The sequence below is a fragment of the Flavobacterium salilacus subsp. salilacus genome (assembly GCF_004634195.1).
In the GTDB taxonomy this organism is placed as follows: domain Bacteria; phylum Bacteroidota; class Bacteroidia; order Flavobacteriales; family Flavobacteriaceae; genus Flavobacterium; species Flavobacterium salilacus.
Genome location: NZ_SKBP01000003.1, coordinates 101,878 through 125,884, shown reverse-complemented (window position 1 = coordinate 125,884; position 24,007 = coordinate 101,878). Strand labels below are relative to the sequence as shown.

The window sequence follows — 24,007 nt, the reverse complement described above, 5'->3', positions numbered from 1 at the left end:
CAGCAGGTTTTTTGTTTAAAAATTATAATATTATGAGGGAATTTTGCATTTTATTCTTGTTCATAACATTTGCTATAACAGCAAACGCACAAACCTATACAAGGCGCGACAGCCTGCAAGGTGGTTTACGACCTGAACGCACCTCGTTTGATGTGCAACACTATGACCTCAATATAACTGTAAATCCTGATGAACGATATATTAGTGGGTATAATAACATTACTTTTAAAATAGTTGAAAACACGAAGCGCATTCAACTCGACCTTTTTGAAAATATGAAGGTTGATAGTATTATTTACAACAACAAAAAACTTGCTTATAAAAGAGATAACGATGCGGTATTCATAACCTTTTACAACGAACTGAAAAAAGGGAGTGAGCAACAACTGCGCTTTTACTATAGTGGTAAACCTGTAGTAGCACGTAATGCGCCTTGGGACGGCGGTTTCGTTTTTCGTAAAGACAATCAGGGTAAACCATGGATAGGCGTTGCGGTGCAGGGTACGGGAGCGAGCCTATGGTATCCAGTAAAAGACCACCAAACGGATGAGCCTGACAACGGTGCAACCATAAAAGTGGCTGTGCCAAACGGATTGATGAATGTGAGTAACGGGCGATTTACAGGCAGCGAAGATTTAGGCAATGGCTATACCCGTTGGGACTGGGAAGTAAAAAACCCTATAAATAACTATACAATTACCCTGAACATAGCCGACTATGCTCATATACATGACAACATCAACGGGCTGGATTTAGATTATTATGTTTTAAAAGATAATGAAGAAAAAGCCCGTAAGCATTTTGAAGAAGTAAAACCAATGATAGAATGTTTTGAATCAAAATTCGGGAAATATCCTTTTTATGAAGATGGTTATAAACTGGTAGAAACGCCCTACTTGGGTATGGAACACCAGAGCGCAGTTGCCTATGGTAATAATTACAAAAAAGGCTACCGGGGTATGGATATGTCCTATTCCGGTGTGGGGATGCTGTTTGACTATATTACTATTCATGAAAGCGGACATGAATGGTTTGGCAACAGTATTACCAGTAACGATATTGCCGATATGTGGATACATGAAAGCTTTACGACCTATTCGGAAACGGTATTTGTAGAGTGCCGTTATGGGTATGAAAAAGCCATGAAGTACATTAACGGACAGCGTATGAATGTGCAAAATGACAAACCCATAATCGGGATTTTTGGGGTTAATAAGGAGGGATCGGGCGATATGTATTTTAAAGGTTCATTGATGCTGAATACCCTGCGCCATATTGTTAATGACGATGATAAATGGTGGGCAATGTTGTTGAAATATGCCAACACGTATCGTAAACAAATTATTGATAGCGAAACGGTAATAAACTTTTTTAATACCGAAAGCGGTATAAACCTTACCCCTGTTTTTAACCAATATCTTAAACATACAACTATACCGGTGCTTGAGTTTAAAATGCATAAAGGATTACTGTGCTACCGTTGGAAAACCGATGAAAAGGATTTTGCCATGCCTGTAGATATTGTTGTAAATGATAATGAAATACGCTTACAACCTACTACTACATGGGATGATAAGTTTATAGATAAAGTTGAAGACCTCGATGATGTAGAGGTCCTCGCAAATAAGTTTTATATAAAAGTGCAAAAGCTTTAGGCAGTTGCCATACTTTTATCGCGTATTATTTTACCCGAAGCAGTTTCGGCAAATTTTTCTATAAATAATATCTCTTTCGGCTTTTCGAACTTGTTTAGTTTCGAAAATACTTTTTTATCTATTTCATACGGACTGCCTTCTACAACCAGTACAAGTTTTTCGCCCAGTTTTTCATCGGGTACACCCTTTACAAAGTAACGCCCTTGTATACGTCCGGAAAGTTTTTCCTCTATCTGTTCGGGGAAAAGTTTTACCCCTCCGCTATTAATAACGTTATCATACCTGCCCAGCCATATAAACTGTTGGTCATTAACTATCTTAACTATATCATTGGTTACTACAGGCTCGTCACATATCATATAAGGGTCAATCACAAGGCACTGCCTTTCATCCTGACTTATTCTCACATTAGGCAATACCGTAAAAGCCTCTTCTCCTACCCTTTTTGCCGCTATATGCGTTATGGTTTCGGTCATGCCATAAGTTTCATATATTTCAGTAGAAACTTCCTTCAACTGCTCAGATAATGCCTGGCTTACTTTAGCTCCGCCCAGTATCAGTTTTTTTACCCTGTGTAATTGATTTAACGAGTGTTGTGCCTGCAAAGGTACCATTGCAGCAAAATGATATACTGTATCGCCGCGCTCTAAAGGGTTTGCTACAGGTTCTACCAGGTCAAGCTCCCACCCCAGTATAAAGGCTCTTACCAGCATCATCTTTCCGGCTACATACTGCGTGGGCAAACAATGTAACACTTGTATTTTAGGATCGAGGTCAAAAAATCGTCCTGTAGCCAATGCCGAGTTTACCATTGCCTGTTTATCTACATCTATCATTTTAGGCAAACCCGTTGTGCCGGAAGTTTGCATGGTTATATAGTCTTTATTATCAAACCAGTCGAGTATAAAATCGCCCACAGCCCTTTCATAAGGTTCTCCTTCTTTAATAAAACTATAGGCTATTCGGCACAAATCATCTTCAGTAAGATGAAAGCCATTCAGTTTAAAACTGTTGTGTACAAAATGATAATCCGGCTCTTTCATAGTTATATCGCTTTAGTTAATCTTGGGTTAGTTGAATACGTCCTGTAAGCTTTTCTTTCCAGTTACTCCAGCCATATTTTCTACTAAAGATAACTAAAAGAATTGGATATAATATAACAAGCGGTATGAATATATCAAATCCTGCCGATGGTTCGGACATATCTTTCAGTATAGAATCTGTTTGAAAAGCAGTCCAGTCAGAAGTTACCAGTAGTGCCGAAATAAGATTATTTGCTGCATGAAAACCGAGGGCAAGTTCTATACCATCGTCCATTAGTGTTATAATCCCTAAGAAAAAACCCGTACCTACATAATAGAGTAACAGTATATACCCCAGTTTGCCTACTTCGGGATTGGCTATATGCATAAGTCCGAAACATACTGAAGTAACCACAAGCGGTATCAATCTGCTTCTGGTAGCTATGCCAATGCCCTGCATTAAATATCCCCTGAAAAGATATTCTTCAAAACTGGTCTGGAGGGGTACCATCAGTATAGCGGTAACGGCGAGTATGGCAAAAGGTATGGGTTTAAAGTTGAATTCAAAATTTTCAGGTCCGGTTACATAAGCAATACCTGTAAGCAATACTGTAATTCCGCCCCACAGCCCAAAGGAAAACCAAATACGTTTCCAGTCCACATCTTCCCGCGCGGTAGTAAGACTCGTTATACGCTGCTTTTGCACATACTTTACCCATAGTAACAGTATTCCTAAAAGCACAGCCATAGGTAGCAAAGCTTCTATAAATACCCTGTTCGCTCCTTTTTTAGCAATCTCTTCGCGCAATAGCTGCTCTACATCTATATTAAGCACCGCAATAACTACATAGTTTAATACAATAAGCCCCAAGAAAACTAAAGGTATGGGCAGGTATTTTACAAAGTCAAAATCCTTAGAGTACGCCTTTTTTATAAACATTCGTTAATTAAATCTTAGAATTGGACTAATATACTTCTATTTTGATTATTAATAGTTTTCTTTGCAAAAAAGAATTTATGCTAACAATATACCATAACCCAAGATGCAGCAAATCGCGTGAAGGGCTGCAATTACTGGGGCTACAAGATAAACCTTTTACTGTTATAAAATACTTGAACGAGCCATTAAACAAACAAGAACTTACAGAGCTTATCAAAAAACTGGGCATCAGCCCCATAGCGCTTGTTCGGCAACAAGAAACCATTTGGAAAGAGCAATACAAAGGTAAAGAACTTACCGATGATGCTGTTATTGAGGCAATGGTGCAACACCCCAACCTTATAGAACGCCCCATAGTAGTAAATGGTAATAAAGCAGTAATAGCACGCCCTGCCGAAAATATCAAATCAATACTTTAACAAAGTTTTAATATTAAACCTTTAAACCTGTCATAGTTTTTGAGGTCTTACAGGCTACTAAATTTATACATTTATATAGATATATACTTCATGAAAAAATTACATACTGCACTTGTACTGTTTCTTGTACTGTCGTCTGCATTTACATTTGCACAGCAAAAAGTAAAAATAACAGGGAAAGTTATAGAACAGGAGAATAAACAACCACTCGAATTTGCAACAGTAACCATACAAACAACAGATAATATAACCGTAAACGGCGGTCTTACCGATGTAAACGGTGGATATAGCATAGAAGTTCCGCCCGGTACATACAATATAAAATTCGATTTTATTTCATTCAAATCAACTGTTATCAACAATAAAGCTATAAATGCTGATGTAAATCTTGGCACTACGGCTATGGCGCCTGATGCCACACTGCTAAACGAAATAGAAATTGTTGCCGAGCGTTCTACCGTTGATATTAAACTCGATAAAAGGGTATATAATGTAGGTCAGGATATGATTGTAAAAGGCGGAACCGTAAGTGATGTACTGGACAATGTACCTTCGGTATCAGTAGATGTAGAGGGTAATGTAAGCCTGAGAGGTAATGAGAGTGTAACGATACTGATAGACGGAAGACCGTCGAATCTTGCCGGTAGTAATATTGCTGAAGTGTTACGGGTGCTTCCTGCGGACTCTGTGGAAAAGGTTGAGGTTATAACCAACCCTTCTGCACGTTATGATGCCGAAGGTGGCGGTGGTATCATAAATATTGTATTACGAAAAGGAAAGGCGAATGGCTTTAACGGATCTATAGTCGCAAATACCGGTTATCCTGATAATCACGGTATCAGTGCTAACCTTAACTACAGGAGCGACAACTATAACCTGTTCTCCAATTTAGGGTACAATTACAGAAACAGCCCCGGAAATTATTTTACCGATGCTGAATATTTTGATGAGGAGGGTAACACCACCAGCTTTGTAAATGAAAAAAGAGATAACGAAAGAAAGCAAAAAGGGTATAATGCCAGTTTTGGTATCGATTTATTTCTTGATAAAAGCACTACATGGACAAACTCTGTTAACCTAAGAAGCAGTGATGGCGATAACCCAACTGATACTTATTATGATTATTATACTGCTGATGGTACCTATGATAAAACCCGTTACCGTTATAATCTTGAGGATGAAGAAGATGACAACATTCAGTTTTCTACCAATCTTTTAAAGAAATTTAATGAGGACGGACATGAGCTTACCATAAACGGATCATATGCAAAAAATACAGATTATGAAACCGCACAAATAGATGATGTGGTACTGGGTACTACTACCCCCGATGTTGATAATACCTACCAAAGAACCCTTAATGATGAAGACGAAAAACGAAGCCTGATACAAGCCGACTATGTATTGCCTTTTAACGAAGGAAGCCAGTTTGAAGCAGGATATCGCGGTAGTTTTGTTGATTTCACCACAAATGCTAAAACGGAGTCGCTGGAAAGTGGTGTTTGGGTTACAGATCCTAACTACACCAGCCTGCTGGAATATAAAGAATATGTAAATGCTGTATATATGCAGTATGGCTCTAAGTTTGGTAAATTCTCGTACTTATTAGGATTACGCTGGGAAGACTCTGATATAGAAGTAAACCTGCTTAGTAATGATGATTATAATAACAAAAAGTATAATAACTTTTTTCCGAGTGCTTTTCTTACCTATGAGTTTACCGAAGGTACAAGCGTAAGCCTTAGTTACAGCCGTCGTATAAACAGACCCAGAGGGCGTTTCATCAACCCGTTTTCAAGCCTTGCCAGTAACATTAATATCTTTACGGGTAACCCCGATCTTAATCCATCTATGACGAATGCATTTGATTTGGGCTTCCTTAAAAAATGGGATAAAATTACATTTGGTACTTCGGCATATATCAACGTTACTGACGACTCTTTCCAGTTTGTACGCAGAGAATCGGGCGACTTTGTAACTCAAACAGTAGGCGGAGCTGATATTGTTGACGAAAATAATGAGGTTGTCGAAATTATTGATGGCGCGGATATCAGAACACCGGTTATATTAACCACACCTATTAACCTTGCCAAAGAGTATCGTTTCGGTTTTGAATTTAACATTAACTACACGCCATACAGATGGTGGAGATTAAATACTAACTTCAACTTTTTCAGAAACGAAATAGATGGCGATTATACCTATACCGATTTTCAGGGCGAAATAGTAACTCAAAACTTTGATAACACAAACTATAGCTGGTTTACCCGTATAAACTCAAAAGTAAATCTGCCGTTAAAAATAGACTGGCAACTTAATGCTGACTACAGAGGTCCCAGTAAAAATGCACAAAGCGATTACAAGGGCATCTTTTCAGCAAATACCGCCATAAGTAAAGATATCTTTAAAGAGCGAGCTACTGTGAGCCTTAATGTGAGCGATATATTTAACTCCAGAAAAAGAAAGCTTAGTACCAGCCTTCCCCAGGTAGATTCTTATACCGAAATGCAATGGAGGGAAAGACAAGTAACCCTGTCATTTACCTATCGCTTTAACACCGGTAAAAATGACAAACAACAACGTGAGCAACGTGGCGAACAGCAAGGAGAAGGTGGTGACGATTTTATGGGAGGAAAATAGAAATATACAAATTAGTATAATAAAAAAGGGTATCCTAAAACGGATACCCTTTTTTATTATAAAGTAATATACATTAAGGAAATATACCTCTTTGTTTGTATGCCATTTCTATACGGGTTAAAGCCTGTATGTAAGCTGCCGTTCTCCAATCGGTTTGATATTGTACTGATGTAGTGATAACTTTATTAAAAGCATCTTCGAGTTTTTTTCTCAGCTTTACAATCACATCATCCATAGTCCATATCTCACCATTACGGTTTTGAAGCCATTCAAAATAACTACCGATAACGCCACCTGAATTACAAAGAATATCCGGTATCATGTCTATTCCTTTTTCAAGTAATATTATTTCACCATCAGTATCAACAGGACCATTGGCGCCTTCGGCAACAACCTGTGCTTTAATGCTTGCTGCATTCTCTGCCGTTATTTGGTTACCCAATGCAGCAGGAATAATAATATCGCACTCAATACCAAAAAAATCTTCTGTTTTGTAATCCTGACTACCGGTATATCCGGTTATAGTAGCATTTTCCGTTTGGTAACGGAATAACGATTCAGGGTCTATCCCTTCGGGGTTATATATTGTTCCGGTGGCATCCTGTACTCCAACTAATATAGCACCATTTTTGTGCATAAAGTGAGCAGCCCAATAGCCTACGTTACCAAAGCCCTGTACTATATATTTTTTACCTTCAAGACTTGTCCCTTTCACTTTAGCCCAAGATTCTAATGTTACCACTACACCAAAGCCCGTAGCCCTGTCTCGACCTTCCAATCCGCCCGATCCTACAGGTTTACCCGTAACAACGTGTTGGTTTTTAGAACGCTCCGATGGCGATTTGGTTGACATATAAGTATCGGCTATCCAAGCCATCATTTGTGCGTTGGTATTAACATCCGGTGCGGGTATATCGTGTTCCGGCCCTATATTATCGCCAAGAGCATAAGTAAACCTTCTGGTTATTCTTTCCAGTTCGGCTTGCGAATATTGTTTTGGGTCTATTTGTATCCCTCCTTTGCCCCCGCCGTAAGGAAGCCCTGCTAAAGATGTTTTCCATGTCATCCAGGTAGCCAGTGCCCTTGCAGCATCAATATCTACCGTTGGGTGATACCTCAATCCTCCCTTATAAGGACCTAAGGCATTGTTATGCTGCACACGGTATCCTGTAAATACTTCTACTGTTCCATTATCCATTTTTACAGGAAAATGTACAACTATTTCGTTGTTGGTTATGGATAGGATTTTCTTTACACTTTCATCCAGTTTCATAACCTCCGCAGCTTTTTCAAACTGGTTTTTAACATTCTCATACATGCCCACTCTGGGCTTTACTGCTGTTGCCATATATTATTAAGTTACAACCTTATGTTGATATACTGTTAGTTTTTAGCTTTTAAAAAAGCATACAAATATATAGCAAGTTTATGATAACCTAATAGGCTGTGTTGATAATTTTTTAAAAACACCTCGTTAAAATTATCATTGCATCAATTTTAACAATTATAAACCTCAGGAAAATACATTATATACAATACTGTAAATAAATAAGGTTATAATGAGTCAAAATATTGGTTTTAGTTAAATATAACATAATATAGCAAGGATAGCTATATTTAGTCTTTTGCCAAAACAGATTTTGGTATATTTGTGGTTATACAATTTTTTAGTTAAAATGAAACTCGAACAAATTTATACAGGCTGTATAGCCCAAGCTGCATATTACTTAGAGAGTAATGGAGAGGCTGCTATATTTGACCCGCTTAGAGAAGTACAACCTTATATTGAAAGGGCTGCCAAAGACAATGCTACCATAAAATATATATTTGAAACACATTTTCATGCTGATTTTGTATCAGGGCATATTGATTTGGCTGATAAAACAGGCGGGCAGATTGTATATGGACCAACAGCAGAGCCTAATTTTGAAGCGCTTATCGCTATTGACGGACAGGAGTTTAAAGTTGGTAACTATACTATAAAAGCGATACACACGCCCGGTCATACATTAGAGAGTACTTGCTACCTGCTTATTGATGAGAACAACAAAATGCAGGGTATAATAACAGGCGATACACTTTTTATTGGCGATGTAGGTCGTCCTGATTTGGCGCAAGCCCTCACGGAGGAACTTACGCAGGATGTGCTGGCATCGCACTTATATGACTCATTGCGGAATAAAATCATGCCCCTGCCGGATGATATTACAGTATATCCAAGCCATGGTGCAGGAAGCGCGTGCGGTAAAAACATGAGTAAAGAAACTACTGACACGCTGGGTAACCAAAAAAAGACAAATTACGCACTGCGTGCCGATATGACTAAAGAGGAGTTTATAAAAGAGCTTCTTGACGGGCTGGGCGCCCCACCCGCCTACTTCCCTCAAAATGTAATGCTCAATATACAGGGATATGACAGTCTTGATACCGTAATAAGCAAAGGACTCAAGGCATTTACACCACAAGAATTTAAAGCCTCAGCAGAAACATCAGAAGCTATAATACTTGATGTAAGAAACGAAATTGATTTTGCAGACCAACATATACCGGGCAGTATATTTATAGGACTTAACGGCGGTTTTGCCCCATGGGTAGGTGCTTTAATACGCGATGTTAAACAGCCTTTACTATTGGTAACACCCGAAGGTAAAGAAACCGAAGCTATTACCCGACTGGCAAGGGTAGGTTTTGATAACACGCTTGGCTATCTTAGTGGGGGTATGAAAGCATGGGTATCGGCAGGTTATGAAACAGATAGTGTCCGTTCGGTAACTCCCGAAACATTTGCCGAAGCTTATGCACAGCATAAGAAAATAGTAGTAGATTCGCGCAAACCAAGTGAGTATGACAATGGCCATATACCGGATGCTGTAAACATACCTCTGGACTTTGTAAACGAGCAACTGGCAGCAGTGCCTAAAGAGGAAGATTTTTACCTGCATTGCGCCGGAGGATACCGCTCTGTAATAATGGCTTCTATATTAAAAGCAAGAGGCTACCACAATATGATTAATATAGAAAAAGGGTTTGGCGGTATTAAAAATACTGCTGTAAAAACAACGCTCAATACTGCAGAGCCTGCATAAACAGTGAGCATTAAAATTAACTTTCGGGGGAAAGCTGTAACAAACCGAATTTTAAATACTTTTGCAGCATTAAAACCACAATAATAATTATGAAAAAAATTCTTTTACTCCTTGCTTTTTCAGCAGCTTTTATATCTTGTAATAAGTTAGCCGAAAATGAATATGAAATTACAGGTACTGTAGCAGATGCCTCTATGGACGGCAAAAATATAATCCTTGAAAAACAAGGAGGCTATATGGGTATTATGCCTGTGGATACCGTAAAAATAGAAAACGGAAAGTTTGTATTTAAAGATACCGTATCTGCGCCATCGTTATCATTTCTTTCTATTGAAGGAATACCTACACAAAAAGCAACTTTTATACTGGAGAAAGGAAATATTACCATAGCCATAAATAAAGATACGCTGCGTAGTTCAAAAATAGGCGGAACATTCAATAATGAGCAGTTTTACAACTACTCTGAGTTGATGAAAGATCATCAGAAGAAAAACTCAAGCCTGGAGGACATAGTTGCATCTAACACTAAGTTTGTAAAGGAAAACCCAAAAGCATATATAAATGTTTTCATAATTGACCAATTAATGAGGTCAAGACAGTTGGAAGAATCTGAGATTAAAGCATTATATGACGGTCTTGATACTGAAGTAAAAAACACAAAAGAAGGTAAAGAAATAGGAAATCTGTTTACCACAAGCATAGGCAGTACAGCTCCCGATTTTTCCGCTCCTAATCCCGAAGGCAACACTGTATCATTAAAAAATGCTATGGGCAAAGTTACCATTATCGATTTTTGGGCTTCTTGGTGCAAACCTTGCCGAATGGAAAACCCTAATGTTGTAGCCATGTATAATGAATTGCATGACAAAGGGCTTAACATCATAGGAGTATCTTTAGATAAAGATGGCGAAGCATGGAAAAAAGCAATTGCCGAAGATAGCCTTACCTGGAGCCATATCTCTAACCTAAAGTTTTGGGAAGACCCTATTGCAAAACAATATGGCGTACAGTCGATACCGGCTACTTTTATCTTGGATGCCAAAGGAAAAATAGTTGCTAAAAACCTTAGAGGAGAAGAGCTAAAAGCTAAAGTAAAAGAGCTTTTGGGCGAATAACCCCTCTTTTAATATACAGTAATAAATAAAAAATCTCCTATGGAGATTTTTTATTTATTTAACCTACAATAGTTTATATAATACTTACAGAAATAGAGAAATTTATATTTGTTTAATAAAAAAACAACACTATATTTGCAACCGCAATTAACAATACAGTTTTTGTGATATTGCAAATGGAAATTTGGGGAGATACTCAAGCGGCCAACGAGGGCAGACTGTAAATCTGCTGACTATGTCTTCGCAGGTTCGAATCCTGCTCTCCCCACAAAAAGGCTTAAAATTTACAAAAAACCTGCAAAATCAATGATTTTGCAGGTTTTTTTATTTCCCTGCACTTCATCAGAATTTATAAAAAAGCACAAAAGCCTTTGGTTACCCAAAGGCGTTCATTTTGCCATACAATGCCAGATAAAACAACTATTCAATTACAATACCCGCTATCGCTTTTTCCATAGCCGTTTCTTTGACGCCGGGTACTTTCAGCCCTTCGGCCCGGAATACTGTGAGGTCGGTCATACCTAGAAAACCAAGAAAGGCTCTCAGGTAAGGGGCAACAAAATCGTTGGCTTTGCCTGGCCCTTCTGAATAAATACCACCGGATGCCATGGCTACATATACTTTTTTGTCTGTAACCTTTCCGACAGGACGGCCATCTTCCCCATATCCGAAAGTGACCCCAGCCCGGGTGATATGGTCAATCCATGCTTTTAGTGAGGAGTGAATTGTAAAATTGATAAGCGGGGCGCCTATTACGATAATATCAGCTCTCATTAACTGCTCAACGAGTTGGTTGGAAAGATGAATAGATTGCCAGTCTTTTTCGGTCATTTGCCCTGCAGGGATAAAGAATGTACTTAACACCTCCGGGGTAAGATGAGGCAATTTGCTCTCTACCAGGTTTAACTCTTCAATAGTACTGTCGGGGTATTTTTCCTGAATTTGTTCCACTATAGCGTCTCCTAATTTTATGCTGTAGGAATCCTTACCCATCAGGCTTGATTTAATATGAAGGATTTGTTTCATAGGTATAAAATGATTTATTTTCAAGAACAAAGGTATCGCTGTAGAGTATGTAGAGTATAGTAGTTACCTAATGGAAAGCGGTTACTTTTAGGGAAGTCACTATCTTTGCTATATGGAAACAATTGAAAACAAAACACTTCCCGGCAGGGAAGAATGTGCGGGAGCGCTTAAAAACGTTTTTGATGCGATGTATGTGCTGAATGGAAAATGGAAATTGCCCTTAGTACTTTGTCTTATGCAGTCCCCAAAGCGCTTTAATGAACTTCAGAAAGAAATAAAAGGCATTTCGCCAAAAGTATTGGCCAATGAACTGAAAGACCTGGAATTAAATTTCCTCATCCAACGTAATGTGTACCCCACAACTCCGGTAAGAATTGTTTATGAAGCTACTGCCTATAGCCATACCCTGAAAAATATTCTGGCTGAATTAAGCCATTGGGGCGAGAACCACAGAAACAAGGTAAAAGGTAAAATTTAAACAAAACGTGTGAGCACCAGGGTTTGGCTTCAAAAAAATGAATACGGATGAAGAGAAGCAAAGGAATGCATTAGCTGCCAAAAGCTACTGAATTACTAAGACATACGCCTTTTAACCTTTTTGTTTGCTGAATCTGACCAATGTTTAAAATAGAGACTTTAAAGTGGTGAAGAGATTAAAACATTATTTACGCAGTAATTAATTTCGGTGCTGTGCACTCTTGAAATTCAAGAATATTAATAAATATAAGTGCCATTCAATCCTATTTCTTCTGCTGCAAAAGCCAGGTCGATAGATTGCAGTAATGCATCGGCCACCGTGCGGGTTTGGTAGGAAGGATGGTCACCCCCATTGCCCGAATGATAAAAATCCTATTTTTTCATACCCCTGTTTATTAATTATTTCGCTCCTTTATGATCTCCGACAAAATCCGGTACGAGTTTATCCTGTCCTGATGCGCATGCATGTTAGAAACCACCATAAGCTCATCTACACCGGTTTCCTGCAAAAACTTGTCCACCTGCTTAGCCACAGCTTCTTTCCTGCCCACAAAAGAGTATTTGAGCATTTCGCGTACTGCAGGGTTGTGCTGTATCATCATCAGTTCATCGGTCATTTCCATAGGGGGTTGCAAAGGCTCCCTTTTTCCTGTCAGTATCCCCAGGAACATCCGAATTACAGAGGTAAAATTCCTCTCGGCTTCGTCATCGGTATCAGCCGCAATTACATTAACCCCTGCAATGGTATAAGGTTTGTCAAGGTATGGTGAAGGCTGAAATTCTTTCCTGTAAATATGTAAAGCCTCATTTAGCAGCCCGGTGGCAAAATGGCTCGCAAAGGCATAAGGCAATCCCATCTTTGCGGCAAGGTGTGCGCTGTCCAGGCTGGAGCCTAAAATATACAGGGGAACGTTTATACCTTCGGCTACTACAGCCCGTACAGGCTCCCATTCGTTCTCTCTTGAAAAGTACGCCTGTATCTGCTCAATTTCACCGGGAAAATTATTAACCGCCTGCATCCTGTCACTCCGTATGGCATGTGCCGTTAGCTGGTCAGTACCCGGCGCCCTGCCCAAGCCTAAATCAATACGGTCAGGATATAGTGTGCCAAGTGTACCAAACTGTTCTGCCACTATAAGCGGTGAATGGTTGGGCAGCATAATACCTCCCGAACCTACACGGATAGTTTTGGTATTTCCTGCTATATGACCTATAAGCACCGATGTGGCCACACTGGCTACGTGTACCATATTATGGTGTTCTGCCAACCAAAACCTCTTGTACCCCATTTCTTCCGCATTTTGGGCAAGGTCAACGCTGTTTTTAAATGTTTGGGCTATTGTTACACCACTCGATACAATGGCAAGATCCAGTATCGAGTAGGCTGTTTTATTATTTGTTGTTTCCATATTTTTAAATGATTCTGTACTTACTCGGCTATTATTACCTGCCTGTGTTTTACGCCCCAAGCTGCAAGGTCATGAATAAGGCTTTGTAAAGACCATCCGTATTCCGTAAGGTTATAATGTACTGACACGGGTTGGGTGTCCAACACGGTACGTTTGATAAGTTTGTTCTGTTCCAGCTCTTTCAGCTCCTTGCTTAATTGTTTGTTAGATATACCGTTAAGGTCGTTTAAGATATCGGAAAAACGCCTTTTGTTGTAATAGCACATGGTAGATATTATGGATATTTTCCATTTACCGCCCAACACATCCATAGTATCATGGATTGCCATTATTTCCTTCTTGTGGCATACATTTTCTGTCATAAGTTACCTGGTTACTCTATAGTTACTGTTACTTTTAGTTACAAAGTTACATTAATAAATTAAACTCCTCTAAATTTGTATCATAATAATTTAAAAATTTCAGAAATGAGTTTAACAAACAAAAATGTAGTAATAACAGGCGGTAGTACCGGAATAGGTTTAGCTACCGCAAAAGCATTTATTAATGCAGGGGCAAACGTAGTAATTACCGGAAGAAGCGCCGACAACCTGCAAAAGGCTGCTTCAGCAATCAACAGTCCGAATTTAAAGACCTTAGTATCGGACACTTCCAACTTGGATGGTATATCAGTTTTGGAAAACTATGTTGCGGAAAACGGAAAAAAACTGGATGTACTTTTTCTAAACGCAGCTATTGCCACGTTTAAGCCAATTGAACATGCCACTGAAGCTGATTTTGATGCACAGTTTAACACCAATGTGAAAGGGCATTTCTTTACACTTCAAAAGTTACTGCCACACTTGGCTGATGGTGCATCGGTGGTATTTACATCGTCCATAGTGGCAACTGCCAGCGGTGCAGGTACCGGTATATATTCCGCTACAAAGGGCGCAATAAACAAGATTGCCCAGATTGCAGCAAATGAACTTGCTGAAAGAAAAATTCGTGTTAATACTGTTAGCCTGGGTCCAATACAAACACCGGGACTGGATGGAGTTGCTACTCCTGAAGCCAAAGCAAATTTAGCGGCATCTACCGCACTTCAGCGTTTAGGTACGGCCGATGAAATTGCAAACACAGTACTTTTCCTCTGTTCCGATGCGGCAAGCTTTATAAGCGGTGCAGATATTACTGTTGATGGTGGTGCTCTTACCTATATGATGAAATAAACTTTGGCTGCTTACTTATAAATAAAAACAAGAAGGGATAACCGTTGTGATTATCCCTTTCTTATCAAGCCGGTAGTAAAGTACCCTATGGTTAATAACTTATTTATCTGACTAAGGCCTCTTTAATAACTACCGCTGCTTGTAATATGGCTACTTTTACAGCCGGTTCGTCTGCTATAGGGTTTAATAACCCATAATCGTGAATCATTCCGTTGTAAGTGGTAACGGTTGTGGGTACTCCCGCTTCATCCAATTTTCTACCATAAGCCAGTCCTTCATCATATAAAATATCATTCTCTGCTAATTGGATCAATGTGGGTGGTAAACCCTGCAATTGGGCTAAACTAGCTTGAGCGGGCGATGCATAAATTTCTTTACGCTTCTCTACATCAGGTAAGTAATTATTCCACATCCATTGCATTAATGGGGTAGTTAAAAAACGTTCCTGAGCATATAAGGTATAAGATGGTCGGGTAAAATCAGCATCGGTTACAGGCCATAACAACACTTGTAGTTTAATTTCAGGACCCTTTTTGTCTTTAGCCATTAAGGCTACCACTGCGGCCATATTACCCCCAACGCTGTTACCAACAACCGCCAGGTTTTTGCCGTCTATTCCTATTTCTGTACCGTGCGCTGCTACCCACTTAGTGGCGGCATATGCCTGATTAATGGCTATAGGATATTGTGCTTCCGGAGATGGGGTGTAGTCAGGGAATACGGCTGCTGCACCACTGGCAACTACTAAATCGCGTACCAGTCTTTTATGCGTGGGGTAATCACCCAGTACCCATCCGCCTCCGTGAAAAAGCATAAATACCGGTATATCTTTCTTAGCACCTTTAGGTTTTACAATGTGCAGGGTAACAGTATAACCGTCCTGCGTAATTGTTTTCTCAGATTCCTCAATACCGGAATAATCTACTACTACAGATTTTTGTGCTCCCACCAGGATCTGCCTTGCATCTTGAGGCTTTAAGGTTTCCAGTGGTGCGCCACCACCCGTATTTAAAGCGTTGAGAAATTCTTTAATGCCTTTACTTATTTGCGGGTCTTGTTGTCCGTGGTACGGACGTTTTTCTACTTGTGCCATAACGTTACTTGTTGTTAAAATTATTACTAAAGCTATAACTAGCGTTTTAAAAATAGGATATATTGTTTTCATTACTGTATGTTTAAGGTTATTGATTATTTTTTTAACTGTGCGTTCAGGATAATTTCAAAATTGAAAGCGCCACTTACCGGACAGGTAGCTTCGGCATTTTCAGCTATCTTTTGAAAAGCAGCTTGATCAATTCCCGGAACAATTGCCTCTAAGTCCAATACTGAAAGGGTTATTTTACCTCCATCTAAGGTTATGGTGGAATTGGTTTTAATTTCGGTAACCTCATACCCTGCTTCGGTAAGGTCTGAACTTAGTTTCATGCTAAAACAGCCGGCATGAGCTGCTGCCAACAATTCTTCCGGATTGGTACCAATTCCCTCGGCAAATCGGCTATTGAATGAATATTGGGTTTGGTTTAAAACGGTACTCCCTGTAGTTAAATGCCCCTTTCCTTCTTTAATACTGCCGTTCCAAACGGCCTGTGCTTTACGTTTCATATCTTTTATTTTTTTAATTAAACCATCAGTTAATTTGATAGGTCAAAGATATAACCGTGTAAAGCTGCTAAAAATGGATATAACCCTATTCTAATTGTACATTTTTCCTTTCGAGGTATTTTTTGCGAAAAATGTTAGGGGCATCGCCTATTTTCTTGCTGAAAAGTCGATTAAAATAAGCAGGATCATCATATCCTAAATCATACGCGATTTGTTTGGCACTTAAACCGGTATGTATTAACAATCGCTTTGCCTCCAGTAAAATACGGTCTTTCAAAACCTCGTTGGGGGCAGGTAATTCAAACTTCTTAAACTTATGGGTTAGGGTTTTGGGGGCTATGCCTAATAATTCGGCATAATCGGCTACCAAGTGTTTCGATCTGTAATGTATTTCTACCAAACGGCTAAACTCTCTAAAAAACTCAATTTCCTGATAGGGTTGACTTTCCAGAACACCCAGATGTTGGGTCTTCCAAATACGGGTAGCCCGGATGATAATTTGCTTCAGGTAAATGCGCAGCATCTCTTCCCGGGTGGAAGCATCCAATTCAAATTCCTCTTCCATCTGTACTAAAATGGTTTGTATGATGCTATCTTCTTTGGTATTTAATACCGTTTTTGGCATTTGGTAGATATTATTAAACAGCAATCCATCGCACGCCACCTCTGCATCGTGTATTTGTACACAATAAAAATCCCGGTTGTAATACATAAAATATCCTTCACCAACTCCCAAATCAAAAAACTTTACATACTGGTTACTATTGATAAAAAAAAGTGTAGGCGCCTCTGTATGGTAATCATTAAAGTCAATATTTACCCGCACTCCTTGCGGGGCATATACTATCTTAATGTACCCATCAAACTGATGACTGTTCAGTAATTCAATAGAAGCTGATGTAAAAGGGATGAACCCTAAACGCTGGTAATTGGATTGAAATAGCTGTGTTGACATTGTCTAAATGTAAATACTGTTTTGAAAAACTCAAAGTAAATACTAAATAACTAACTTTAATATGGATAGGAAGGTAATAAATAATCTATGACTATTATACCACGTTGAAAGATATTTTTTGGGGAGACTACCAGTTCACTTAACTGTTTAACTAAATTCCGACCGATATTTATTGTGGTGCTGTACCTCCCTCCTATTGCAACGATTATATATTAAAAGAAGAATGACTACATATTAACAATAGGAACTATGCAGGGGTGGTAATTCTGAAAATGCTTCCGTCACTTTTGCCTTTTCTGCATGTGTAAGGAGATGATTCACCGGATGCATGCCTGCCTGACGAAACTTATCAAAAATCGCTTCCGGTGCAGGATGTACACGGTCTGCCAGGGAGGTTATCGTCAAGCTTTCATCGTTTTGACCGTAAATACTATTACTTACAGCAAACAGACATAATAAGAAGTATAAGTAATATTTACCGGTTATCATTGTAAAGGCTAATATATTATAATTAATTCCTACACTTTGGACTTTGAATAATTTCACCGTGAAAATACAGTATAGAATATATTTCTCCAATAGTCTGAAACAAATATAGGTTTAGTCCTGTTTGCATTGCTACCCAGGACTAAACCTTTTTTATTACAATTAAGTAGTGATTTCCAGTGAATGGATAAAATCTCCGTCGAACTCAAGATTGTACTTAAAAACAATAGGGCTGCCCGGAAATGTTCCCGATACCTCTGTTATAAAAACCCCTGCTTCTTTATCACCCTCGAAGCCTATCGGATTCATTACCATATTGTATTCTCCGGTAGTCTTTTCCATCCATGCCTTAATTTCTTCTTTACCTGTATGTGTTTTTTCTTCGTCAAAAACCCTTGCAGTTTCAGTAAAACAATCCACAAAAGCAGCACTGTCTCTGTTTTCCTGTGCTTTTAATAAATCTGCGATTACTTTTGGTAAGTTCATAATTTATCAATTTTTACGATTAATACATTTTTTTCTATTAAATTCCTTCATCAAGGATACCGGGTATCTATGTAAGACACCATTTTATCCTGCTACCGGTATTGACAGTTCTCAATATCAAACAGTAGGTATAGTACCTCCGTCTATTACATACTCTGTACCGGTAAGGTAGCTTGCCCTCGGAGAGACCAAAAAACCAACCAGTTCGGCAACTTCTTCAGGTTGTGCAGGTCGTCCGATTGGAATCCCTCCCAATGCATCCATAACACTTTGTGTGGCTTGCTCCATAGAAATGTTGGAGCTTTCAGAAATCCGTTCCATCATCCTTACTGATGATGCTGTCATTATCCATCCGGGCGAAACGGTTAATACCCTTATGCCTTTAGGAGAAACCTCTTTTGATAAGCCTTTGCTGTAATTGATAAGTCCTGCTTTTGCAGCAGCATAAGGCAAAGTAGAATCGTGTAAAGGCAATTTGCCCTGTATGGATGCTATATGTATGATAACACCACTTTTTTGAATGAGCATTTGAGGTAAAAACTCCCTGTCCAGCCTTACAGGCGCCAACAGGTTGGTTTGTAAGGTTTCCTCCCAGTCCTTATCTGTTAATACTGAAAATCCTCCTCCGGGAGTTTCAGAGCCTCCAAGATTATTTATAAGGATATCCAGCTTACCAAATTTTTCAATTACCTCGCGGGCAACCCTGTGCGCACTTTCGGTCTTACTAAGGTCAGCCGAAATAAAATAAAGGTCCTCATTCGGTACTTCAGGCTGCTGCCTTGCAGTAATAATTACCTTTGCTCCGGCATTTTTTAAACGTTCGGCAATGGCTCTTCCTGCTCCTTTGGTTCCGCCTGTTACTAAGGCAATTTTACCGGATAGCTCATTGCTATAATTACTTAACTGTTCCATTTTTTATTTGTTTTGTACAAATTTCAGAAGTATGTAAGTTTCTCACAAGTACGGATTTATGATTTGCATAGGGATAAATTTATCCCGTATTGCACATTAGGGTACATAGGCTTAATTTTGCTTTATGTATGAGAGAAAAATAATCCCGAACCTTAACTGCGGACTCGACCTTATCGGCGAGGTATTGTATGGCAAATGGAAAATGCGTTTATTATGGTTTATTAATGAAGGGCACCAAAGACCAAGCGAACTTCAGCGTAAAATACCCGATGCTTCACGAAGAGTTTTAAATGTACAGCTTAAAGAACTGGAAGACCATGAACTCGTTACCCGTAAAATTTATCCGGTTGTACCGCCAAAAGTAGAATACAGCCTTACCGAGTTTGGCAAAAGCCTTATTCCTGTTATCGGCACTTTAGGAGATTGGGGAGATACACACCAGGAACGGCTAAAGGCACTTATATCAAAAAAATTTACAGATACCAACAAAGATTGATGCCCGCACACCGATACTATTATATTCCGGATAAGCCACAACTTTAATTACACAGGTAATTATCCCCTTTTTTCTTCTGTTTAATCACGGCTTACCCATTCTCCTCAAATTGAATTTACTCGGCTTTACAGCAAGCGGGCACGCTTATATGCACAAAATACAAACAGGCTCTTTTTAGGGTTATGCACATTTATGTATGCATCAATGTGCTTATAATTGCTACAAAAGGAAAAATGTACAATCATACCTGCCTTTTCTCCATTTTTCGGCACGTGCATTCTCTTCATCTTTGCACTGTAAACATTTAGTAATAACATTAAAAAAATAAAACAATGAAAAAATTAATTTTAGCCCTTAGTATTTTAAGTGTATTTGTATTTAACCAGGTAACCGCACAGTCCAAAAGGTCTGCCGCATCAGCGGGAAGATTAGAGTATATAGAAGTTGAGCCTAACGTAAAACTGCATGTAACCGATTTGGGTAACGGACAACCTATTGTACTCATTCACGGATGGCCGCTTAATGATGAAATGTATGAATATCAGTACCAGTATTTTGTAGAAAAAGGATTCCGCGTTATAGGGATATCGATGAGGGGGTTCGGAAAATCTGACAGGCCTTACGGAAGATATGATTTTGATGTTTTTTCGGATGATATTAAAACAGTACTGGATAAATTAAAGGTAGAAAATGCCGTACTTGGCGGTTTTTCTATGGGTGGGGCTGTAGTGTTGCATTATATGGCTAAATATGATGGCGCACATGTATCTAAACTGGCACTGTTTGCCGCAGCTGCCCCCTCGTGGAAACAGCGTGAAGGTTTCCCGTATGGCGCTACAGATGAAGCCGCGGCAGGACTGATTGAAGTAACAAGGACTAACAGGCAACAGCTTATTGAAGATTTTGGTAAAGCTTTCCCCGCTTCTGAAAATGCAATTTCTGACGGTATGGCACAATGGCTGGCAAATATTAGTGCCGATGCATCGCCTTATGCTACTACACAGTCAATTATCGCCTTACGTGACCTTGACCTGCGCCCCTCTTTGTCAAAAATCAAGGTGCCGGTAGCTATTTTCCATGGTACAAAAGATAAACTTTGTGATTTTGTATTTGCCGAAGAATTGCATAAAGGCATCAAAAATTCTTATATCGTCAAGTTTGAGAACAGTGGGCATGCGCTGTTTATCGAAGAAATGGTAAAGTTCAATACAGAACTTGAAAAGTTTGCCAAACAATAATTCCGTTAATTGTTCCGTAACCTTAAATAACACTAAACAGGTCGGTCTTTAAAAGCCGACCTTAATAATAAGCCTTATAAAACAATATGTTTATGAGGCGAGCCTCATAAAAAATACTTTACAGAATATCCCTTGCTTTTCTTTATAACCCCCAATCAGGGGCTGAGTGTTGAAAATATGATATATGGCAATAGCCAAAAACCCTTAGCATAAACTGAAAAAAAAAATCTTTCCTACACTAGCGATGTTATAATATGAAATTTTTAATACAATAAACAACGGGAATAACAAATATTGTTTTTATCATTTACCTTTGTGATTTTATTTAGCACTACAAAAAAATGAAGAGACTATTTTTATTTTATATCCTTACCCTTTTTCTACCCTATTTATCAATTGCCCAAAATAATTTTACAGTTCCCGACCGTTCTGATAAAACAATGTGGCAGGATTTTACCTATGATATAGGGAACGTTTTTATGGGGGCGGGTTATACCTACACCAGACCTTTGCACTGGCAGGGGGACGATTTTTTAACATTGGGCGGTGTAGCAGCAGGTACCTATGGTTTATACCTTGTGGATGATAACATTCGCGAAGAGCTTTTGAGCCATAAAGAGGATGTGCCACAGGCTATACTGGATTACGGATGGTATGCCGGCAGCCCGCAGAACAACTATGGTTTTACAGGCGCAGTATATTTAACAGGATTATTTACTAAGAATCCGAAACTAAGGCGTACCGGGGTGCTTTTAATATCATCGGCAACTACAACGGGATTTTTACAACAGTTAACAAAATCTGCTGTGGGCAGGGCACGACCGGGATCTGATTTGGGTAAAAATCATTTTCGCCCTTTCGGAGGGAGTGCAAAATATCGGTCTTTCCCCTCAGGACATGGTGTGCTAACGTTTACTAATGCCCATGTTATTGCCAAACAGTTTGAGAATATTTGGGTTAAGGCAGGTATTTATGCTATAGGTGTAGTGCCGGGAATTTCGAGAATTTATGCGGATGCCCACTGGGCGAGTGATGTTTTTTTAAGCTGGGCTACCAGTTATTTTGTGGTAGAGGCAATAGATATTTACTTAGACCGAAAGTATGATGAAAAATACAATAATAAAAAACCTCTGCAAACTTCATTTACGCTGACTTTTAGCGGTAATCTTATTGGGGCTGTTTATACCTTTTAATTTAAGAAGATAACAAAATGATGCCGGCTGCGAGCGTAGTGTAACGGAATGTGATAATCTAAAAATCTGTAGAAGTTATAGAATTGAAAGAACATAGAGATCTGATCCCTTTAAATAATATAAAAAATCCTGAATGCTATAGCATTCAGGATTTTTACATATCAAGATATAAGCATTTTCACTTCTAATCTTTTTGCATATCCCTATATTTATCTACTTGTTTTTTAATATCTAAATAACTAATCTCATAGGTTATACTAACATTTGCAGTTATGGCTATTTCGCCTACAGCTAATGTTTCCTGTGATGCATCTGCCGCCATCGACTTCATTTCCATAGCATACATTGCAGGTCTCGGATAATTGGTTTGTGTATTATCGCTAATCAATAGCGGATATCCCAGATACATATCGGTTGCTTTCACATAATCTTCTGCTTTCATTTTAGCATCAGCTACCGCTTTTATACGGGCTTCGCTTTCATATTGCTTCTGTTTTGATGTTTTAAACTCAACGCCTTGTATAGTATTAATACCTGCATCTGTCAGCTCCATCAGCAATGCATCATATTTTGAAAGGTCTCTTAAATAAATAGTCATTGTTTGAGAAGCCGTAAAAGAATACTTCTTTGTTTTATAATCTTGACTACGGTTGAGATATACCCTTTGGGTTTGATAATCTTTTTCAGGCATTTTAATACTCCTCAGATATTTTATAACTTTATCTATAACAATATCATTCGCTTTTTTCACTTCGGCAGCATCAGTACCGTTATTGGTTACCCCAATGGTAATTACAGCCTCATCCGGCACAGCCATTATCTGCCCTTCACCGGATACATTTATTTGGCTTGGTGCTTTTTCGGTTACTGTTTGCGCCCCCGCACAGATACTCGTTAAAACAAGTAGGGCTAATACAATTTTTTTCATAGTGGTTTTATTGTTTTTAGTAAGAATTTCAAAAGGTATGCCAGTTTTACGTTACAATTTTCCTGAACGTTCTAAAACAAACAATATAACGATAGGTATCGCCAGCAAAACTACCATTAATGTATTGTTTTGCAACATTTCAGGTTCGCGTGCAAGTGTAATAAGATAACCCGCTATAGCACCTCCAAAATGGGCGGTATGCCCTATGTTATCATTCTTGGCACGCATGCCATATATAGAGTATAATAAATAGCCTATACCAAAAATGTATGCCGGAATGGGTATGGCAAAAAACAAGTAAAGCTTCATAGTCGGGTTTAATAGTATAGCCGAATACAAAACGCCTATAACTGCACCGGATGCCCCAATAGCGCGATAGGAATAATCGTTTTTATGAAAATATAAAGTTAATAAGCTGCCCGCTATAAGGCTACCGAAATAAATAAGTAGAAAAGGAAATACGCCAAACAGAAATATAACTATGGGGGCAAAAAAGTAAAGCGTAAGCATATTGAAAATAAGATGCATCATATCGCCGTGCAAAAAAGCACTTGTTATCATGCGGTACTGCTCTCCTGCCTTTATACTGCCTATATGGAACTCATATTTTCTAAAAAAAAGTATATCATTAAACCCTTTATAACTCACAATGGCATTTACCCCTATCAGCAGCCATACAACAAGATCTGTATTTAAACTCATTAAATAGTA

Annotated in this window: 24 protein-coding genes and 1 tRNA gene; 11 read left to right on the top strand and 14 right to left on the bottom strand. The window is 38.8% G+C overall.

Annotation, left to right across the window (positions count from 1 at the left end; genetic code table 11):
• Positions 1-32 precede the first annotated feature (32 nt).
• The gene (locus tag E0W68_RS05330) at positions 33-1,655 is read left to right on the top strand and encodes a M1 family metallopeptidase (protein ID WP_135218382.1); all 1,623 of its coding nucleotides are present in this window, start codon (positions 33-35) and stop codon (positions 1,653-1,655) included.
• Here the strand turns inward: E0W68_RS05330 and E0W68_RS05325 are convergent.
• Together E0W68_RS05325 and E0W68_RS05320 are read right to left on the bottom strand one after the other, a co-directional pair.
• On the bottom strand, positions 1,652-2,698 hold the full coding sequence (locus tag E0W68_RS05325) for an AMP-binding protein (protein ID WP_135218381.1): 1,047 nt from the start codon (positions 2,696-2,698) through the stop codon (positions 1,652-1,654). The genes E0W68_RS05330 and E0W68_RS05325 overlap by 4 nt on opposite strands.
• A gap of 16 nt (positions 2,699-2,714) precedes the next feature.
• Positions 2,715-3,617, bottom strand: coding sequence for a CPBP family intramembrane glutamic endopeptidase (locus E0W68_RS05320; RefSeq protein ID WP_135218380.1), 903 nt, complete (start codon positions 3,615-3,617; stop codon positions 2,715-2,717).
• A gap of 77 nt (positions 3,618-3,694) precedes the next feature.
• On the opposite strand from E0W68_RS05320, the gene arsC reads away from it, so the two are divergent.
• Positions 3,695-4,036, top strand: coding sequence for an arsenate reductase (glutaredoxin) (gene arsC, locus E0W68_RS05315; protein WP_135218379.1), 342 nt, complete (start codon positions 3,695-3,697; stop codon positions 4,034-4,036).
• Between the two features lie 90 nt (positions 4,037-4,126).
• Positions 4,127-6,676 (top strand): outer membrane beta-barrel family protein, encoded by a 2,550-nt coding sequence (locus E0W68_RS05310; RefSeq protein WP_135218378.1) that lies wholly within the window; start codon positions 4,127-4,129, stop codon positions 6,674-6,676.
• A 73-nt stretch (positions 6,677-6,749) separates the two neighbouring features.
• On the opposite strand, the gene E0W68_RS05305 is transcribed toward E0W68_RS05310, so the two are convergent.
• The gene (locus tag E0W68_RS05305) at positions 6,750-8,024 is read right to left on the bottom strand and encodes a Glu/Leu/Phe/Val family dehydrogenase (RefSeq protein ID WP_135218377.1); all 1,275 of its coding nucleotides are present in this window, start codon (positions 8,022-8,024) and stop codon (positions 6,750-6,752) included.
• 328 nt (positions 8,025-8,352) lie between these two features.
• Between E0W68_RS05305 and E0W68_RS05300 the strand changes: the two genes are divergently transcribed.
• The 3 genes from E0W68_RS05300 (at position 8,353) to E0W68_RS05290 (ending at position 11,145) form a co-directional block, all read left to right on the top strand.
• Entirely contained in the window at positions 8,353-9,762 is a 1,410-nt protein-coding gene (locus tag E0W68_RS05300) for an MBL fold metallo-hydrolase (RefSeq protein ID WP_135218376.1), read from the top strand.
• Between the two features lie 89 nt (positions 9,763-9,851).
• A complete protein-coding gene (locus tag E0W68_RS05295; RefSeq protein ID WP_135218375.1) occupies positions 9,852-10,877 on the top strand; it encodes a TlpA disulfide reductase family protein in 1,026 nt (341 codons plus the stop codon).
• A gap of 186 nt (positions 10,878-11,063) precedes the next feature.
• Positions 11,064-11,145: transfer RNA gene (locus E0W68_RS05290), tRNA-Tyr, on the top strand.
• 152 nt (positions 11,146-11,297) lie between these two features.
• On the opposite strand, the gene E0W68_RS05285 is transcribed toward E0W68_RS05290, so the two are convergent.
• Positions 11,298-11,903, bottom strand: a complete 606-nt coding sequence (locus E0W68_RS05285; protein WP_135218374.1) for an FMN-dependent NADH-azoreductase — start codon at positions 11,901-11,903, stop codon at positions 11,298-11,300.
• A gap of 112 nt (positions 11,904-12,015) precedes the next feature.
• Between E0W68_RS05285 and E0W68_RS05280 the strand changes: the two genes are divergently transcribed.
• Complete coding sequence (locus E0W68_RS05280) at positions 12,016-12,381, top strand: winged helix-turn-helix transcriptional regulator (RefSeq protein ID WP_135218373.1); 366 nt, start codon at positions 12,016-12,018, stop codon at positions 12,379-12,381.
• Positions 12,382-12,775: 394 nt separating this feature from the next.
• On the opposite strand, the gene E0W68_RS05270 is transcribed toward E0W68_RS05280, so the two are convergent.
• Together E0W68_RS05270 and E0W68_RS05265 are read right to left on the bottom strand one after the other, a co-directional pair.
• On the bottom strand, positions 12,776-13,789 hold the full coding sequence (locus E0W68_RS05270; protein ID WP_135218372.1) for an LLM class flavin-dependent oxidoreductase: 1,014 nt from the start codon (positions 13,787-13,789) through the stop codon (positions 12,776-12,778).
• 20 nt (positions 13,790-13,809) lie between these two features.
• Positions 13,810-14,151 carry a winged helix-turn-helix transcriptional regulator gene (locus E0W68_RS05265; RefSeq protein ID WP_135218371.1) on the bottom strand — a complete coding sequence of 114 codons (342 nt, stop codon included), beginning with the start codon at positions 14,149-14,151 and terminating at the stop codon, positions 13,810-13,812.
• A 105-nt stretch (positions 14,152-14,256) separates the two neighbouring features.
• On the opposite strand from E0W68_RS05265, the gene E0W68_RS05260 reads away from it, so the two are divergent.
• Entirely contained in the window at positions 14,257-15,000 is a 744-nt protein-coding gene (locus tag E0W68_RS05260) for an SDR family NAD(P)-dependent oxidoreductase (RefSeq protein ID WP_135218370.1), read from the top strand.
• A 103-nt stretch (positions 15,001-15,103) separates the two neighbouring features.
• On the opposite strand, the gene E0W68_RS05255 is transcribed toward E0W68_RS05260, so the two are convergent.
• From E0W68_RS05255 to E0W68_RS05230, 6 genes are all read right to left on the bottom strand, one after another.
• Positions 15,104-16,093 carry an alpha/beta hydrolase gene (locus E0W68_RS05255; protein ID WP_235831826.1) on the bottom strand — a complete coding sequence of 330 codons (990 nt, stop codon included), beginning with the start codon at positions 16,091-16,093 and terminating at the stop codon, positions 15,104-15,106.
• A 95-nt stretch (positions 16,094-16,188) separates the two neighbouring features.
• Positions 16,189-16,602 (bottom strand): OsmC family protein, encoded by a 414-nt coding sequence (locus E0W68_RS05250; protein ID WP_135218368.1) that lies wholly within the window; start codon positions 16,600-16,602, stop codon positions 16,189-16,191.
• An 85-nt stretch (positions 16,603-16,687) separates the two neighbouring features.
• Positions 16,688-17,557, bottom strand: coding sequence for an AraC family transcriptional regulator (locus tag E0W68_RS05245; protein WP_135218367.1), 870 nt, complete (start codon positions 17,555-17,557; stop codon positions 16,688-16,690).
• A 234-nt stretch (positions 17,558-17,791) separates the two neighbouring features.
• A complete protein-coding gene (locus tag E0W68_RS05240) occupies positions 17,792-18,103 on the bottom strand; it encodes a hypothetical protein (protein ID WP_135218366.1) in 312 nt (103 codons plus the stop codon).
• 102 nt (positions 18,104-18,205) lie between these two features.
• Entirely contained in the window at positions 18,206-18,529 is a 324-nt protein-coding gene (locus tag E0W68_RS05235; protein ID WP_135218365.1) for a nuclear transport factor 2 family protein, read from the bottom strand.
• Between the two features lie 117 nt (positions 18,530-18,646).
• On the bottom strand, positions 18,647-19,441 hold the full coding sequence (locus tag E0W68_RS05230) for an SDR family oxidoreductase (RefSeq protein ID WP_135218364.1): 795 nt from the start codon (positions 19,439-19,441) through the stop codon (positions 18,647-18,649).
• A 124-nt stretch (positions 19,442-19,565) separates the two neighbouring features.
• Between E0W68_RS05230 and E0W68_RS05225 the strand changes: the two genes are divergently transcribed.
• From E0W68_RS05225 to E0W68_RS05215, 3 genes are all read left to right on the top strand, one after another.
• Positions 19,566-19,937 (top strand): winged helix-turn-helix transcriptional regulator, encoded by a 372-nt coding sequence (locus E0W68_RS05225; RefSeq protein ID WP_135218363.1) that lies wholly within the window; start codon positions 19,566-19,568, stop codon positions 19,935-19,937.
• A gap of 332 nt (positions 19,938-20,269) precedes the next feature.
• On the top strand, positions 20,270-21,175 hold the full coding sequence (locus E0W68_RS05220) for an alpha/beta fold hydrolase (protein WP_135218362.1): 906 nt from the start codon (positions 20,270-20,272) through the stop codon (positions 21,173-21,175).
• Positions 21,176-21,516: 341 nt separating this feature from the next.
• Positions 21,517-22,368 carry a phosphatase PAP2 family protein gene (locus E0W68_RS05215; RefSeq protein WP_135218361.1) on the top strand — a complete coding sequence of 284 codons (852 nt, stop codon included), beginning with the start codon at positions 21,517-21,519 and terminating at the stop codon, positions 22,366-22,368.
• A gap of 184 nt (positions 22,369-22,552) precedes the next feature.
• On the opposite strand, the gene E0W68_RS05210 is transcribed toward E0W68_RS05215, so the two are convergent.
• On the bottom strand, positions 22,553-23,296 hold the full coding sequence (locus E0W68_RS05210) for an SIMPL domain-containing protein (RefSeq protein ID WP_135218360.1): 744 nt from the start codon (positions 23,294-23,296) through the stop codon (positions 22,553-22,555).
• Between the two features lie 51 nt (positions 23,297-23,347).
• A complete protein-coding gene (locus tag E0W68_RS05205; RefSeq protein WP_135218359.1) occupies positions 23,348-23,998 on the bottom strand; it encodes a rhomboid family intramembrane serine protease in 651 nt (216 codons plus the stop codon).
• Positions 23,999-24,007: the final 9 nt, after the last annotated feature.